At 48.1% G+C, this 15,686-nt stretch carries 12 protein-coding genes; all 12 read left to right on the forward strand.

Translation table 11 applies throughout. The features are described 5' to 3' along the window. The first annotated feature begins 228 nt into the window (after positions 1-228). The 12 genes from mfd (at position 229) to spoIIE (ending at position 15,678) form a co-directional block, all read left to right on the forward strand. Positions 229-3,756, forward strand: coding sequence for a transcription-repair coupling factor (mfd, locus tag ACR32F_RS00225; RefSeq protein WP_440115086.1), 3,528 nt, complete (start codon positions 229-231; stop codon positions 3,754-3,756). Further along, a complete protein-coding gene (locus tag ACR32F_RS00230) occupies positions 3,740-4,894 on the forward strand; it encodes a peptidylprolyl isomerase (protein ID WP_440115088.1) in 1,155 nt (384 codons plus the stop codon). The genes mfd and ACR32F_RS00230 overlap by 17 nt, the downstream gene beginning before the upstream one ends. Before the next feature lie 326 nt (positions 4,895-5,220). Then, positions 5,221-5,763 carry a stage V sporulation protein T gene (spoVT, locus tag ACR32F_RS00235; protein ID WP_440115090.1) on the forward strand — a complete coding sequence of 181 codons (543 nt, stop codon included), beginning with the start codon at positions 5,221-5,223 and terminating at the stop codon, positions 5,761-5,763. A gap of 189 nt (positions 5,764-5,952) precedes the next feature. After that, positions 5,953-7,734, forward strand: a complete 1,782-nt coding sequence (locus ACR32F_RS00240; protein WP_440115092.1) for a putative polysaccharide biosynthesis protein — start codon at positions 5,953-5,955, stop codon at positions 7,732-7,734. Positions 7,735-7,980: 246 nt separating this feature from the next. Then, positions 7,981-9,474 (forward strand): nucleoside triphosphate pyrophosphohydrolase, encoded by a 1,494-nt coding sequence (gene mazG, locus ACR32F_RS00245; RefSeq protein ID WP_440115094.1) that lies wholly within the window; start codon positions 7,981-7,983, stop codon positions 9,472-9,474. Positions 9,475-10,003: 529 nt separating this feature from the next. Then, positions 10,004-10,276: an HU family DNA-binding protein gene (locus ACR32F_RS00250; RefSeq protein ID WP_017691362.1), complete on the forward strand. Its 273-nt coding sequence runs from the start codon at positions 10,004-10,006 to the stop codon at positions 10,274-10,276. Further along, positions 10,276-10,554, forward strand: coding sequence for an RNA-binding S4 domain-containing protein (locus tag ACR32F_RS00255; RefSeq protein WP_440115097.1), 279 nt, complete (start codon positions 10,276-10,278; stop codon positions 10,552-10,554). The genes ACR32F_RS00250 and ACR32F_RS00255 overlap by 1 nt, the downstream gene beginning before the upstream one ends. 186 nt (positions 10,555-10,740) lie before the next feature. Further along, on the forward strand, positions 10,741-11,025 hold the full coding sequence (yabP, locus tag ACR32F_RS00260; RefSeq protein ID WP_440115099.1) for a sporulation protein YabP: 285 nt from the start codon (positions 10,741-10,743) through the stop codon (positions 11,023-11,025). Continuing rightward, complete coding sequence (gene yabQ / locus ACR32F_RS00265; protein WP_440115101.1) at positions 11,022-11,591, forward strand: spore cortex biosynthesis protein YabQ; 570 nt, start codon at positions 11,022-11,024, stop codon at positions 11,589-11,591. Before yabP ends, yabQ begins: the two co-directional genes overlap by 4 nt. Positions 11,592-11,603: 12 nt before the next feature. Then, on the forward strand, positions 11,604-11,939 hold the full coding sequence (locus tag ACR32F_RS00270) for an FtsB family cell division protein (RefSeq protein WP_440115103.1): 336 nt from the start codon (positions 11,604-11,606) through the stop codon (positions 11,937-11,939). Between the two features lie 198 nt (positions 11,940-12,137). Then, positions 12,138-12,668, forward strand: coding sequence for a S1 domain-containing RNA-binding protein (locus tag ACR32F_RS00275; protein WP_053778917.1), 531 nt, complete (start codon positions 12,138-12,140; stop codon positions 12,666-12,668). Positions 12,669-13,170: 502 nt separating this feature from the next. Continuing rightward, positions 13,171-15,678, forward strand: a complete 2,508-nt coding sequence (gene spoIIE, locus ACR32F_RS00280; RefSeq protein WP_440115106.1) for a stage II sporulation protein E — start codon at positions 13,171-13,173, stop codon at positions 15,676-15,678. The last annotated feature ends 8 nt before the right edge of the window (positions 15,679-15,686 follow it).

Raw genomic sequence — 15,686 nt, forward strand, 5'->3', positions numbered from 1 at the left:
CCGCTCCACCTTTATAGCCTTGGCAGCCTGCTGAGGCTTCTTTTCAGTTGGAATGAAAATACAAACATATTGAAATCAAAGTTAGCTACATCAATGGGATGTGGCAATGTTGCGAGTAATCCTTTATTATGATGAAATAGGACAAAAAGGAATTTGTATCCATTTTTAAAATGATAAACCTGCGCGTTGCGTGAGATACTCAAGTAAGTTATAAGAGAGGTGCCCCTTTTGTTACAAGCACTTATACAGGCTTTTTCCAAAGATCCAGACTTCGGATCCATTACGGCCGGCATTAAATCCGGCATGAAGGAGCAATTGGTTTCGGGTTTATCCGGGTCAGCGCGTCAGATTATGCTGGCTGCTCTACATCAGGAGATGAACCGGCCACTGCTCGTTGTGACACATAATATGTTTTCCGCACAAAAAATTGCAGAAGATTTACAGGAAGCGCTTTCACTTGATCAGGTGTTGCTCTATCCTGCCAACGAACTTGTTGCCGCTGAAGCTGCTGTTTCCAGTCCGGAAACGTTGGGTCAGCGTATTGATGTGTTGGTCCGGTGCGCCCAGGGATTCAGGGGCGTTGTTGTTATTCCATTTTCCGGGGTAAGACGATATGTTCCGCTTCCGGAAGTCATGGCTAATGCTCAAATTATGATTAAACAAGGCAACACACTTCAATTGGATCCCTTCCTGTTGGAGATGGTGAAGCTTGGATATGAACGTGTGGAGCGTGTGGAATCACGTGGCGAGATGAGTGTGCGTGGGGGAATTATCGATTTCTATCCGGTTACTTCATCTATCGCTTATCGCGTGGAGTTATTCGATGATGAAATTGACTCCATTCGCACATTCGATCCAGCGGATCAGCGTTCAATTGAACGGATTGAGGAAGTTACAGTTCTGCCATGTAAAGAGCTAATCGCAGACCGTGAACGCATGGAAAAGGCAGCAGATGCAGCCGTTGTTTTGCTGGACCAACAGTTGGAGAAGATGACCGATCGGCAGGCCAAGCTGCGTCTGCGTGAAGAAATTCACCGGGAGATTGAGCTGCTGCGTGAGCATGTCTATTTCTCCGAAATGTATAAATACATTTCCCCGCTTTATCCGGAAAATAAGACGATATACGACTATATGCCGGAAGATACGCTGCTTGTGCTCGATGAGCCTGCAAGGCTGGCAGAGACATCAAAACAACTGGACCGCGACGAGTCGGAATGGAATCTGCATTTGATGCAAAATGGAAAAACTCTTCCGGACCTGCATTTATCGGCGGATGGAGATGATCTGATATATGAGCGTCCTTTCCAGACGCTGTTTATGTCGATCTTTTTGCGTCAGGTTCCTCATACCCAACCGCAAAATATCCTGAATTTTATCAGCCGTGGAATGCAGGATTTCCATGGACAAATGAACGTGCTCAAGGCAGAGATGGAGCGTTGGCACAAGGCTGGAGTTCAGGTACTTATGTTGGCCAACGGTGAGGAAAGACTTGAGCGGATGCGCCGTGTACTCATGGATTATGACATTCCTGAGCCCGAGATGCTTATTGGTAACCTGCAAACTGGATTCGAGATGCCATCCATTCATCTGGCTGTCGTTACGGAAGGCGAGATGTTCTCTCAGAAGCAGCGTAAAGTGCGTAAGCCGATTCGTAATGTGGACAATGCCGAACGGATCAAATCCTATAGTGAGCTGAAAGTGGGCGATTATGTCGTTCACCAGAATCACGGGATTGGTAAGTATCTAGGGATCGGTACACTTGAGGTTGGCGGCATTCACAAAGACTACATGCATATTCTTTATGCGGGTGGAGACAAACTGTCTGTACCGATTGAGCAGATTGATCTGATTCAGAAATACGTTGGTTCCGAAGAGAAAGAACCGAAAATATATAAGCTGGGCGGCAATGAGTGGACACGGGTTAAAAACAAAGTCCGCACATCCGTTCAGGATATTGCTGATGATCTGATCAAGCTCTATGCGGAACGCCAAACTGCGAAAGGTTTTGGGTTCGACAAGGATTCTGCTGAACAGCAGGAATTCGAGGACATGTTCCCATACGATGAGACGCGTGATCAGGTACGTGCGATTGAAGAAATTAAGCAAGATATGGAACAAAACCGTCCGATGGATCGTTTATTGTGTGGAGACGTTGGCTATGGCAAAACCGAGGTCGCTATTCGGGCTGCATTTAAGGCCGCCATTGAGGGGAAACAGGTTGCTGTACTGGTCCCTACAACGATTCTGGCACAGCAGCATTATGAGACGTTCCGCGAGCGATTCTCCGGTTATCCATTCAACATTCATGTACTTAGTCGGTTCCGATCCCGCAAAGAACAGAACGAGACAGCCAAAGGTATCAAGACAGGCACGGTAGACATTGTCATTGGTACGCATCGATTGTTGTCACAGGATTTGGTGTTCAAGGATCTGGGACTATTGATTGTGGATGAAGAGCAACGCTTTGGTGTAACCCATAAGGAAAAACTGAAAAAGCTGAAAACAAACGTGGACGTGCTGACACTTACAGCTACGCCGATTCCGCGTACTCTTCACATGTCCATGCTGGGCGTACGGGATCTGTCGGTTATTGAGACACCACCGGAGAATCGTTTTCCGGTACAGACCTATGTGGTTGAACATAGCCAAGCCCTTGTTCGTGAGGCCATTGAGCGTGAGTTGGCACGGGGTGGTCAGGTCTATTACTTGTATAACCGTGTTCAGGGCATTCAGGAGATGGCTGCAGAAATTTCTGAATTGGTGCCTGAAGCCAAGGTTGGTGTGGGGCATGGTCAGATGTCGGAAACCGAGCTGGAGAAGACCATTCTGGACTTCCTCGACGGTGAATATGATGTGCTCGTCAGCACAAGCATTATTGAGACTGGTGTAGACATTCCAAATGTAAACACCCTGATTGTGCATGATGCAGACAAAATGGGGCTCTCACAACTGTATCAGCTGCGTGGACGTGTGGGTCGTTCCAATCGGATTGCGTATGCGTATTTCACCTACCAACGGGATAAAGTGCTGACCGAAGTCGCCGAGAAACGTCTGCAATCGATCAAGGAATTTACCGAACTGGGTTCGGGCTTCAAGATCGCGATGCGGGACTTGTCGATCCGCGGAGCGGGCAATCTGCTGGGAGCGGAGCAGCACGGCTTCATTGCATCGGTCGGATTCGATCTTTATTCACAGATGCTGGCGGAAGAAATCAACAAACGCAAAGTTACGATGCTCGGTGAAGAGCCGGTGCCTTCTGATCAGTGGAATACAACGCTGGATCTCAGTATTGATGCCTACTTGCCGTCTGATTACATCTATGACAGTATTCAGAAGATTGAAATATATAAAAAAGTAGCTGTTATTGCTTCCTTTGATGATGCAATGGGACTGGAAGATGAATTGGTTGACCGATTTGGTGATCTTCCGGAAGCCGTGATCAACTTGCTCGGGGTTGCCAGGCTGAAAGTGTATGGGAAGATTTATGGTATTGAGTCCATTTCCCAACGCGGAGACGATCTTGTGGTGAAGTTCTATGAAGGTCGTGAACATGCCTTTGAGCTCTCGAAAATTGCACACATTGGAAATCAGTTCGAAAGACGTGTACAATTTGAACAAGGCCCCCATATGCTTATTCATGTCAAGGGCAAAGGGCTTGGGGACAAGCAACTGATGGAGCTGGTTGAGAAATGTTTGGAGTCCATGAAAATTGCTTTTAAATCAAAGGGGGAACTAAAAGATGTTAGCAAAGTATAAAAAGGTAGGGAAAGTACTATCTGTGGGTATGGTTGCAGTACTGTCCTTATCCCTGCTTGCTGCGTGTGGCAAGAAAGAAGAAGCAAAAGCACCTGAATCGACTGATAAAAGTGCTGTAGTCGCTACGTATGATGGCGGTACAATTACAGCTAATGAATTCGACATGGAGCAACGGGTCATGAAATTCCTCTATCCGGAATATGCACAAATGATGGACATGGATGATTTCAAGGAATACCTGGTAAAACAGGAAGTTGCATATGAATATTTGAGCGGCAAAGCAAGTGATGCAGCCAAAACAGAAGGTACCAAAACAGCAACAGAACAATTCGACAAAATGAAAACGCAAGTTAAACCAGAACAATGGACTGAGATGTTGAAAGCTCAAAACCTGACGGATCAGAACATCAAGGATTACATGACTCGCATTATGACCGTAATTAAGGACAAAGAAACGGGCATCAATGAAGATGCGATCAAGGCTGAATTTGAGAAAAATAAAGATCAGTTCACAACAGCTTCCGTTCGTCATGTACTGATTAACTTCACGGATCCAAAAACGCAAAAAGAGCGTAAAAAAGAAGATGCTCTGAAACTGGCGAAAGAAGTCAAAGCCAAATTGGATGGCGGAGCAGACTTTACTGCAATTGCGAAGAAATACTCTGAAGATCCAGGTTCTGCAGATAAAGGTGGACTGTATAAAGATACACCTGTAGCTACTTGGGTGGATTCCTTCAAGGAAGCAGCCAAAACATTGGCACTGAATAAAATCAGTGATCCTGTAGAGACAGAGTATGGCTATCACATCATGAAAGTGGAAGCCCGTACAGAAGCGGATTACAGCAAATTGACAGCTGAGCAAAAAGGGTCGCTTAAGAGCCAACTGGCTGCTGCAGAGATTGATACGTTCATGAAGAGTGAACTGGACAAAATCGTGAAAGAAGTTAAACTGCCGAAAACAGACAAGCCTAAAGAAGGCACGACTGAAGGCACACAGGGTACAGGGACTGAAGGAGAGAAAACAACCGAACCCAAAACGGATGGCTCCACAGGTACGGATACCAAGACAGAAAAAGGTACCACTGGAACCGATAAAGATGCAAACACAGGTGAAAGTACGGATACAAGCGGTAAGTAAATAGGAGCAGTGGCATACGTTCAGGGGATAATCCGCTGGAGACGGATGCAAAGCGCTATTTAAAATAAGGACAACCATACAAGGAGAAGCAAGGGGAGGACTTAGGACCTCCCTCTTGCTTCTCCTTGTATATTATGTAGCTTATTGGGTACATGGTCGCCTTTCTGCAAAAGTTACACAACTATATTCTTTGAAGTATGTATAAGCAAATGGGAACAGATGAATACTATGGTCAAGATATCACACTAAACGTTCTGGGACTTTCCTCTACCCATTAAGGAACAGTAGTTGAAAAATCTTCTCGAGAAAGTGGGGCAACATGTGAAATGAAAGCTACTGGTATTGTCCGCCGTATAGATGACCTCGGCCGTGTGGTCATTCCAAAAGAAATCCGCCGTACGTTACGTATCCGTGAAGGTGATCCACTGGAGATTTTCGTGGACCGTGATGGAGAAGTTATTCTAAAAAAATATTCGCCTATCGGCGAGCTTGGCGATTTTGCCAAAGAATATGCCGAATCCCTGTATGAAAGTACAGGTCATGTAACCATGATCTCTGACCGTGATACAATCATTACGGTGGCAGGTGGTTCTAAGAAAGAATATTTGGACAAGCAAGTAGGTCAACTGCTGGAGAGTTGTATGGAAAACAGAAAGACCATTTTGGAGACAAACAATGGTTCTTATGAGCTTAGCAAAGATCATGACGAGACGTTATCCTCTTTCGTTATTGCGCCGATTATTTCAGGTGGTGACCCCATCGGAACGGTTATCCTCTTCAATAAGGATGAATCGGTGAAGATGTCTCAGATGGAAATTAAAATGTCTGAGACGGCTGCCGGTTTCCTTGGCAAGCAGATGGAACAATAGACAGCAGATCAACTCCTGGTGCCCTGCGGGCAATCAGGAGTTTTTTGCATTTTAGGAGATAATCCAAGGGGAATTTCATGAGCCTGTACAAGATTATCCTAGAGGAGTTAGTCTGAGCGCCTGCGGGCAGGTATAATAACAAGGTATGAAATAAGGACTTGAACGCACGGACAACCGCAGGAGGGACATATGAAACAACAGTCGTCTACAGGCTCAAGATTGCTGCAGGGCGCATTTGTGCTTGGGCTTGCCGCCATTATTTCCAAAATCATTGGTGCATTTCAAAAAATTCCGTTACAGAATCTCGGGGGAGACGGTGTTTTTGGTATCTATAATACGGTTTACCCGTTCTACATGCTTGTCATTACCATTGCTGCTGCAGGCTTACCCATTGCTGTATCCAAATTCGTAGCTGAACAGAACGCTCTTGGAAGACCTGAGGAGGGCAGACGGATTATCCGTTTGTCTTCCATGCTGCTTGGTGGAATCGGACTGGCATTGGCTTTATTGATGTATACAGGAGCACCCCTTATCGGGAATCTGATCGGCAACGGAAGTGTTATTCCGTCCATTCGGGCAGCTTCCCTGGCCTTGCTATTTGTACCTTTGATGACGGGGCTGCGCGGATATTTCCAAGGGTTACAGCAAATGGTGCCTACAGCGGTATCCCAGGTGGTGGAGCAAACGGTCCGGGTTACCATTATGATTGTTCTGCTGTTATGGCTTATGGAGCGAGATGCTTCTTTGGAGACGATTGCGGCAGGGGCTATGTTCGGTTCGGTTGCTGGAGGGCTAGCAGGGTTACTTGTCATGCTGGTTTATGTGTACCGTCATCGGCGGAAAAATCGGGAACAACTATCGGTTAGTGCGAGAACGGAGCGGGCTGGGGAAGGAACCCCGGAATCCTCTCATCGTTACAACGATAGAGGTCACCATGGATTGAAAACAATAAGGCCGCAGGTTATACGAGAAGAGGAGATAACAGGACGCAAGAGTATGGAGATTAACCTTCTGCCACCGCAGCAGCGCTCCAACGGTGAATGGATCAAGACGCTGCTGATGTATGCCATCCCGGTCTGTCTTGGTTCGCTTGCCGTGCCGCTGATGAATCTGGTGGATACCTTTACGGTACCCCGATTGTTAAGACGCGAAGGGCTGGATGAAATTCAATCGATGGTTTCGTTCGGGATTTACAACCGGGGCTTGCCATTGGTTCAGCTGGTGACGATGCTTGCTACGTCACTGTCTGTACTGTTTATTCCGGCGATGGCCGAAGCCCGGCTGAAGGGCGGGCCGGAAGCCGTCAGGCAGCAAGCGGGCCTCGCGCTGCGCTGGTTCTGGTTAATCGGCCTGGCGGCATCCGCAGGTTTGGCGGTGCTGGCAGAGCCGATTAACCGCATGCTGTACGGAGATGCCGCAGGCACCGAAGCTCTGCGGTACATGGCGCTGACGGCTGCGGGCAGCACCGTCAGCATTATTGCGGCGGCGCTGCTGCAAGGCCTCGGCGCCGTGCGCGCACCCGCGTTCAGCATGCTGGCCGCCGCAGGCGTCAAGGCGCTGCTGAACGTCATGCTTGTGCCGGCGCTGGGCATCAGCGGCGCGGCCCTTGCAGGCGCAGTCGCCTATATGCTGGCGGCTGGCCTGAATGTGGCGCTGCTGGTGCGGCTCACCGCCATGCGCCCGGCCCCTGGCGCCGTCCTGGCGAAGCCGGCGCTGGTCATCGCCGCCATGAGTCTGGCGGCGATAGGCACTGCCTGGGCCGCCGAAGTGGTGCTCGGCGGCATTGGAATCGCGGCCGATCGCAGGCTGGCCGCGGTGGGCGTGAGCCTGCTTGGCGTAGCCGCAGGCTCGGCCGTGTTCTTGCTGGCCGCGGCCCGGACAGGGCTGCTGACCGCCGCGGAGCTGGCGGCTGTGCCCAAGCTGGGGCCCCGCCTGGCCAAGGCGCTGCGCAGACTGCGTGTTCTGCGCTAAACCTTGCGGGGAGGCTACACCCATCCCCGCATCACCCATTTATCCCAGGCTAGTGCAGCTTGGAGCTGGGCAAATATTTCTGACGGAGCCTTTAGTGCAACATGCAATTATAGGATATTGTCTGATTCTGGTATAATACATGTAATTATAGAGCGCTGTTCTACTCACGGCATCATCCACATTTCAATGGTATTAAGGATGAGGATGGAGCTTGGACAGGATGGTTCGGATGGAGGTTTAAAATTAATGAGTGCAGCTTTGACAGTAGTGGGTCTCGGATCTGGGGATGCAGACCAGCTGACGGTAGGGATTATCAAAAAAATGAAACATGCGGTCACACTGTATGTCCGTACACTGGATCATCCCGTATTGAATGATCTGAAGCAGGAAGGGTTGGAGATGACATCATTTGATGACATCTATGAGGCGAAGGCGTCGTTTCCAGAGGTATACGACGAGATCGCGAATCGGCTGATTGAGGCCACACGCAAGGGAGAACCGGGTACCGAGATTGTTTACGCTGTACCAGGCCATCCCATGGTGGCTGAAGCAAGTGTACACTTATTGAAAGAGCGCTGCCCACAGATGGGTATTTCATTACGCGTCATGGGTGGAGAGAGTTTTTTGGATGAAGCTTTCATTCGTCTTGGATTTGACCCCATTGAGGGGTTTCAGCTTCTGGATGCCAGCAGCCTGAACACAGAGTTGGTCCAACCACAGCTTCATACCTTGATTGGACAAGTGTACGATGTGTTTACCGCTTCTGATGTAAAGCTGTGCCTGATGGATGTTTACCCTGACGATTATCCAGTATTTGTCGGACATGCCCTGGGTGTACAGGGACAAGAGATTATTCAAAAAGTACCTTTGCATGACCTGGATCGGATCGAAGGATACGGTAATCTGTCGTTAATTTATGTGCCCAAAAATACGGATGATGCGCTGCGTCGACGCTCCTTTGCACGCCTGCATGAGATCGTGAACATTCTTCGCAGTCCGGGCGGTTGCCCATGGGATCAAGAGCAGACCCATCAGTCGATTCGCAAAAACCTGATCGAAGAGACGTATGAGGTTATTGAGACCATTGATGAGGATGATCCCGATCACATGAAGGAAGAACTGGGCGACTTGCTGTTGCAGATTTTGCTGCACTCCCAGATGGAAGAAGAGGTTGGCGCATTTAACGTGTACGACGTCATCGAAGGATTGAATGACAAGTTGATCTTCCGTCATCCGCATGTATTTGGTGATAATCAGGCGGAAGACGCGAATGAAGCACTCCAAAACTGGGAACAGATGAAGGCAGAGGAGAAAAAGCGCAAGGGACAGGATCCGCAGAAGGTTTCCGTGCTGGATGGCATTCCTCGCGACTTGCCTGCCTTGATGAAGGGATACAAGTTACAGAAGAAGGCGGCCAAGGTTGGCTTTGACTGGGATGATGTGGAGGGTGTCTTTGCCAAGATTGAGGAAGAACTAGCTGAGTTGAAAGAAGCAGTGCAGCATAACCACTCTGCTGAGGAACGAAAGCTGGAATTGGGAGACTTATTGTTTGCAGCTGCGAATGTAGCACGATTTATTGATACAGACCCGGAAGAGGCGCTTGCCGCTACCAACCGGAAGTTTACTCAGCGATTCCAATATATCGAAGCACGACTTCATGAGCAGGGTCGCACTCCGGCTGACAGCAATGTGGAAGAGATGGAGCAGTACTGGCAGGCTGCCAAAAAAGCAGGACTATAAGAGGTTGTTCAAAAAGTCCGCTTTTGATTACGAATCATGCCTAGCGGCATCATCAGCATCGAATATGAAACTCAGCCGAAATAAGCGGATGCTTACGAAGTATTTTTCCTTCGGAAACATTGTAGTTGCTCACGTCGTTTTCCCTACGCTCCGCTACTCCATTTCTAGCTTTATTCCATCTTCTCGGTACTGAAAAACAGACTTTTTGAACACGCACTATAATTGATTCTTGTTCTTAAATCGTACGCTAATTGTATTCCATGATTTCATTGGGTGTGTTATGCTAATACGAACGTGTGTTCATCTGTGTGGTTGGATATTCGTGATTAAACATAGGCGGATTCGGGTACTGGACTTAGAGTGTTCTTGAACAAGGACGTGCAGAAAGTGAAAAAAAGTCGCAGCCTAAGGCAGGAATTCAGATGCCAAGCCAGAATACATGTGTAGTAACCTTGCGCGAAGCCAGCGGCAGCAGATCTGTTGTCATGAATTCGCAGATACTTTTTTTTCAATTTGGGAGGCTTTTAAAATGAACAAAACAGATCTGATTAACAACATCTCCACCAAAAGCGGTTTGACTAAAAAAGACGTTGAGTCCGTATTAAACGGCTTTTTGGGAGAAATTACAGATGCACTTGCCAGCGGAGACAAAGTACAACTGATCGGCTTTGGCACTTTTGAGACCCGCAAACGTTCCGGTCGTACCGGACGTAACCCACAAACAGGGAATGAAATTGTGATTCCTGAGTCCACCGTTCCTGCATTCAAAGCAGGCAACAAACTTAAAGAAGCCGTAAAATAATGCGTCTTGATAAATTCCTGAAGGTCTCCCGGCTGATCAAACGCCGTACTGTGGCCAAGGACGTCTCCGAACAAGGACGTGTCCTGGTGAACGGACGTGAAGCAAAGCCCAGCGCCGCTGTTAAAGTGGGCGACGAGCTGACGGTTCAGTTCGGTCAAAAGCTGGTCACTGTGAAGGTAGAACGTCTTGCTGAGAGTACCAAGAAGGACGAGGCGAGTAGCCTCTACACCTTGGTTAAGGAAGAGCCGATCGCCAAGGATAACGGGATGAACTGGTAACAGTCTGCCTGATATGCTTTTGTACCCATTCATTTTCATTGTAAGATGAAGAGAAATGCCTTTCCCATATAGGGGAGGGTGTTTTTTTTGTGCCGAATATACAGTGACCTTCCCGTTTCACTTAACGCTGGTTCTATTCCACACTTCTGATCCATAAGCTAGGTGTAAGAAGGAGGGGTACATGCCATGGTTGAGAACGGTAAGGCGAAACAGCATCATCTGAACATGCAGAATCGGAAACTGCTGGATCTGACGGGTGTCTCCAATGTGGAGAGCTTCGACAGTGAAGAATTTTTGCTGCAGACTGAACTTGGGCATCTGACCATCCGGGGGCACAATTTACATATCAAAAACCTGAGCCTGGAAGAAGGTCTGTTATCCATCGAGGGTACAGTCAGCTCTTTACAATACCTGGACCCGGGTTCACAGTCCAAGAACGGTAAGGGCCTCTTCGGCAAGATGTTCCGATGAGCCCCGATACTCAATGGATCACATTGATGTGGATGCTGATCTCGGGGGCCGTGATGGGAATGGCCTATGACAGTTACCGGGTACTGTCCGGTCAGCTGCGGTTCCCGAGGTGGAGCATCCATACCCTCGATCTGTTGTACTGGATTGCCTCCGCGCTGTTCGTCTTCCGGATGCTGTACGCTGGAAACCACGGACAGCTGCGGTTTTATGTCTTTTTGGGGCTGATTATAGGGGTTTGCTTCTATTTTTGGCTTTTAAGTGTTACAACCCAGCGTTTTGTGGTAATGTTAATAATACTTGCAAGAACGCTGATTCATTGGTGTGGACATATCCTTAACATCCTGATCGTTATGCCGTCTAAAGGGCTCTACAAGCTACTGCGTGTATTATTTGGATTTGTACTCGCAATACTGATATTCCTGGGTAAGCTGGTGTTGCAATGTTTGGTACCTTTCGGCAAGTTGTTCCGCTGGATGTTTAGGCCGCTCCTGAAGCATTGGGTAACGCCACGCTTCTTGATCCGTGCGGGTTCAAGTATTGCAGCGATGTGGAAACGCTGGTTTTAAGGAGGTCCGTTAATGGGTAAAACATCTATGAGTAAATCAAAGGCTCCAGCAGGTCAAGGAAAATCTGCAGGTGCAAAAAGGCGTCTCATGCTCTGGATGACTTTTATGATTGTGTTTATTATTTGGACAGGATATACGTTCCTTGTGCAGAATGCACAAATTTCGGACAAGAGTTCTCATCTGGCTGCTCAGCAATCTTCAAAGAAAGAGACATTGAAGAAGCTGGATCAGTTGAAGTACGAAGTCAGCCGGTTGAAGGATCCCGAATACATAGGACAACTGGCACGAAAAAAAGGATACTATCTGCCTGAGGAAACACCAATTCAGGTTGAAGAGTCAGGGAACTGATGGAATTTGGCTCATTACAGAGCAAGGATTGTTATCTATATGTCTAAAGCCGTTAAACCGGAAAAAATAGGCTGCCTTAAGGGGCAGTGCTCAGTTGACCTTGGTTTGCGGCATAAGGTATAATTAAATTAGCACAGCATTGATTTTGGCATTCAAAAAATCGGGTTGTATATTTTTAAGGGAGGATCATTTTATTCTATGGCAATTGAAGTGGGCACCAAGTTAGAGGGCAAGGTGACAGGCATCACGCATTTTGGAGCATTTGTGGATCTGTCAGGAGGTGTCACGGGTCTCGTTCACATCTCGGAAATCGCCGACAATTATGTCAAAGATGTCAACGACCACCTGAAGCTTAATGACCTCGTTACTGTTAAGGTCATCAACGTTGACAAGGATGGCAAGATTGGGCTTTCCATTAAGCAAGCTGTTGACAAACCGGTTGAGCAACAAACACAGTCTAGACCCCCAAGAGCTCCTAGACCGGAACGCAGTGGAGGAGATCGCGAACGATTCAGCGGTGGAGGCCCAAGTGGCGGCCAAGGCCGTGGCGGAGGCGGTGGTGGTGGATTTAACCGTGACCGTGGAGGCCGTTCTTTCAAGCCCGCAGCAGGCAAACCTTCATTTGAGGATAAAATGTCACGCTTCCTGAAAGATAGCGAAGAGCGGATTTCCTCGCTCAAGAAGAATACAGAAGGCAAACGCGGTGGCCGTGGTGCCAAGCGCGTCTAATCTGTCTCAACCTGATATAAAATATAAGAAAAACCGTTAGCCTTTGGGCTGACGGTTTTTTTGCGTTTGTTTTCAACTTGTGGGGTTTACCGCTCAGATATAGACTATAGACCGGATTTGTAGCCTTTTTTGTAAAGTGAAGCTCCATATCCCCAGTTTTTCTGCACAGAAAAAAAATTACATAAGAACATTTGTCGTCTACCATTTTTTACCGACAGGTTTCCGTGGCATTCCACAGGTATCCTGCTCACATCGTGGCGACGCTAGAATTCTTTGGGTTCAAAATCAGACAAGCATCTTGTCGGCAAGCCATGCCCTTAATGGATGAAACCACAATAAGGCCGGGGGTTCTGCTCCACCGAGCCGAGGTTGTTTCTTTTGTCGTAAAGTTTTTGGACACGCCCCACCTATTGTGACAAACTACGTCTCCTATTCTATCTATAATCAGAACCATCGAGAACGAAACACGAAAATTAAACTAATCGAATGGGGTGCCTTGAGGATGATGGAAAAGTGGAATGTCATTCAATTTCCGGGAATGAAAGCTGGTAAAGGGGGTACAGAAGCTCGGGAGGAGCTGTCGGTACGTCTCAAGCAGTGGATTAGCTCCCGCAAGGCGGTCCAGATCGTCGCTGCACGTAAATGGGTACTGCTCCTCACCTTTATGGGATTTTTGCTGGGAAAAGCCATGATTCTAAATGAGTTATCGCCCTTTGCCATTGCTTACTTTGCAGTCATAGCCTTCATGCGCAGGGATTACATTATTCCAGTAGGGGCGGCATTACTCGCCGGAAGCCTCTTTGCCCCATTTCCAGTACCACTGATTGTTGCTTCGGAGATCGCGATCTTCTATTTATTGTTCAGAGGCTTGGAGTCTTATGACCGCGCTGAATTATCTTATGCACCGACGATGGTGTTTACGACTACTTTTATGGTCAAGTTATTCGCAGTCGTCATTGGGCCGTCTTTCAGCTGGTACGCCATGCTGATGCTTACGATGGATTCCGTTCTAAGCTTCGTGCTTACCTTGGTGTTTATACAAGCCATTCCCATTTTTACGTATCGCAAAAAAAAATTCAGCCTAAAGAACGAGGAGATCCTCTGCCTGATTATTCTATTGGCTTCCGTGATGACAGGAGCGGTGGGCTGGACCATTCAGTCTCTGTCCGTCGAGCATATGCTCTCCCGTTATCTCATTCTGATCTTTGCGCTGGTAGGCGGAGCCCCCCTCGGAGCATCTGTTGGGGTCATTACTGGCCTCATTCTGAGTCTGGCCGATATGTCGGCTATATATCAGATGAGTCTGCTCGCTTTTGCCGGGATGTTAGCGGGTATGCTTCGAGAGGGAAAACGCGCAGGGGTTGCGCTAGGTATGCTGCTGGGTTCATCTATACTATCCATTTATCTGGGCGGCCCGGGCGACGTGATGAACTCCTTATGGGAGACGTGTGCTGCTATTGTTCTGTTTATGTTAACGCCAAAAAGCATGATGACCGCCATATCCAAATATGTTCCTGGTACGCAGGATCATACGAAATCGCAACATGAATATGCGAAGCGCATTCGGGATGTCACGGCAGAACGGGTAACCCGGTTCTCGCAGGTGTTCCGTCAGCTGTCACGCAGCTTTGATCAGATGTCCGGCGCGGGGGAGCCGGCGCAGAACGAGGGCGGGATGGAGCATTTTATGAATGCTGTAGCCGAAGGCACATGTTCGGGTTGTTTCAAGCGAACCCAGTGCTGGGATGCGAAGTTTGTTCAGACCTACAAATATATGACTGATGTGATGAGTTCCATTGAAGCAAACCCGGAGATGTCTGGCAAGCAGGTTCCGGTGGAATGGAACAGGGTGTGTGCGAAGCCCGAAGAAGTGCTTGAAGTCATGCGTGCCCAGTATGGGCTGCATCAACATAATATGCAATGGAAGCGTCAGATTATAGATAGTCGGCAGCTGGTTGCGGAGCAATTGTCAGGTGTATCCCAGGTAATGGAAGACCTGGCGAAAGAAATTCAGCGGGAAAGTGAGGAGATGGTACAACAGGAGGAACAGATTCGGGATGCGCTTGAATCATTGGGTTTATCCATTCATTCCATTGAAATCATCAATCTGGATGCGGGCAATGTGGAGATTGAGATTGTTCATGCGTATACGCGTGGGTTCGACGAATGCCGTAAAATGATCGCTCCGCTGATCTCGGATGTACTGGACGAGCATATCGCCGTCTTGCATGAGACCATGACCGACCCTCGTCAGGGACTGGCGACCGTGACATTCGGATCTGCCAAGACTTTCGAGGTCACTACCGGTGTTGCTGCTGCTGCCAAAGGGGGAGATGTGATGTCTGGAGACAGCTTCAGCACCGTTGAACTTGGTAATGGAACATTTGCAGTAGCACTTAGCGATGGCATGGGCAACGGAGAACGGGCACGCATGGAAAGCAGTGCAGCACTGAATATACTGGAACAGTTGCTCCAGTCTGGCATGGATGAGAAGCTGGCGATCAAATCCGTGAATTCAGTCCTCCTGCTGCGCTCACCTGAAGAGATGTATGCCACGGTGGATATGGCTCTAATTGATGAATATACGGCGGAGACCACGTTTATGAAAATCGGCTCGACTCCAAGCTTTATTAAACGAGGACAAGAGGTTATCCCAGTTTCGGCCAGCAATCTGCCGATTGGGATTATCAAGGATATTGAGGTGGATTTGGTAACCGTACAGCTCCAACCAGGGGATATTTTGATTATGATGACAGATGGAATCTATGATGCACCGGGGTATGCTGTCAATAAAGAGCTATGGATGAAACGGCTCATTCAGGAAATTGATAGTGATGATCCTCAGGAAGTGGCAGATTGTCTTCTTGAAAGTGTTATTCGATATCAGCAACATGAGATCTATGATGATATGACTGTCATTGTAGGAAAAATAGAACATTTCCGGCCTGAGTGGGCCACACTGCGAGTGCCAGGTATTAACCGGATGGAACGTCCGCGCACCGTCAGTTAATTGCATAT

Origin of the sequence: Paenibacillus hebaui (assembly GCF_051934385.1) — a bacterium.
Classification (GTDB): Bacteria; Bacillota; Bacilli; order Paenibacillales; family Paenibacillaceae; genus Paenibacillus.

What these genes read in the sequence shown, in the direction of transcription:
- ACR32F_RS00230 (WP_440115088.1), top strand. Translation starts at nt 3,740, where the DNA reads ATGTTAGCAAAGTATAAAAAGGTAGGGAAAGTACTATCTGTGGGTATG.
- spoVT (WP_440115090.1), top strand. Translation starts at nt 5,221, where the DNA reads ATGAAAGCTACTGGTATTGTCCGCCGTATAGATGACCTCGGCCGTGTG.
- ACR32F_RS00240 (WP_440115092.1), top strand. Translation starts at nt 5,953, where the DNA reads ATGAAACAACAGTCGTCTACAGGCTCAAGATTGCTGCAGGGCGCATTT.
- mazG (WP_440115094.1), top strand. Translation starts at nt 7,981, where the DNA reads ATGAGTGCAGCTTTGACAGTAGTGGGTCTCGGATCTGGGGATGCAGAC.
- ACR32F_RS00250 (WP_017691362.1), top strand. Translation starts at nt 10,004, where the DNA reads ATGAACAAAACAGATCTGATTAACAACATCTCCACCAAAAGCGGTTTG.
- ACR32F_RS00255 (WP_440115097.1), top strand. Translation starts at nt 10,276, where the DNA reads ATGCGTCTTGATAAATTCCTGAAGGTCTCCCGGCTGATCAAACGCCGT.
- yabP (WP_440115099.1), top strand. Translation starts at nt 10,741, where the DNA reads ATGGTTGAGAACGGTAAGGCGAAACAGCATCATCTGAACATGCAGAAT.
- yabQ (WP_440115101.1), top strand. Translation starts at nt 11,022, where the DNA reads ATGAGCCCCGATACTCAATGGATCACATTGATGTGGATGCTGATCTCG.
- ACR32F_RS00270 (WP_440115103.1), top strand. Translation starts at nt 11,604, where the DNA reads ATGGGTAAAACATCTATGAGTAAATCAAAGGCTCCAGCAGGTCAAGGA.
- ACR32F_RS00275 (WP_053778917.1), top strand. Translation starts at nt 12,138, where the DNA reads ATGGCAATTGAAGTGGGCACCAAGTTAGAGGGCAAGGTGACAGGCATC.
- spoIIE (WP_440115106.1), top strand. Translation starts at nt 13,171, where the DNA reads ATGATGGAAAAGTGGAATGTCATTCAATTTCCGGGAATGAAAGCTGGT.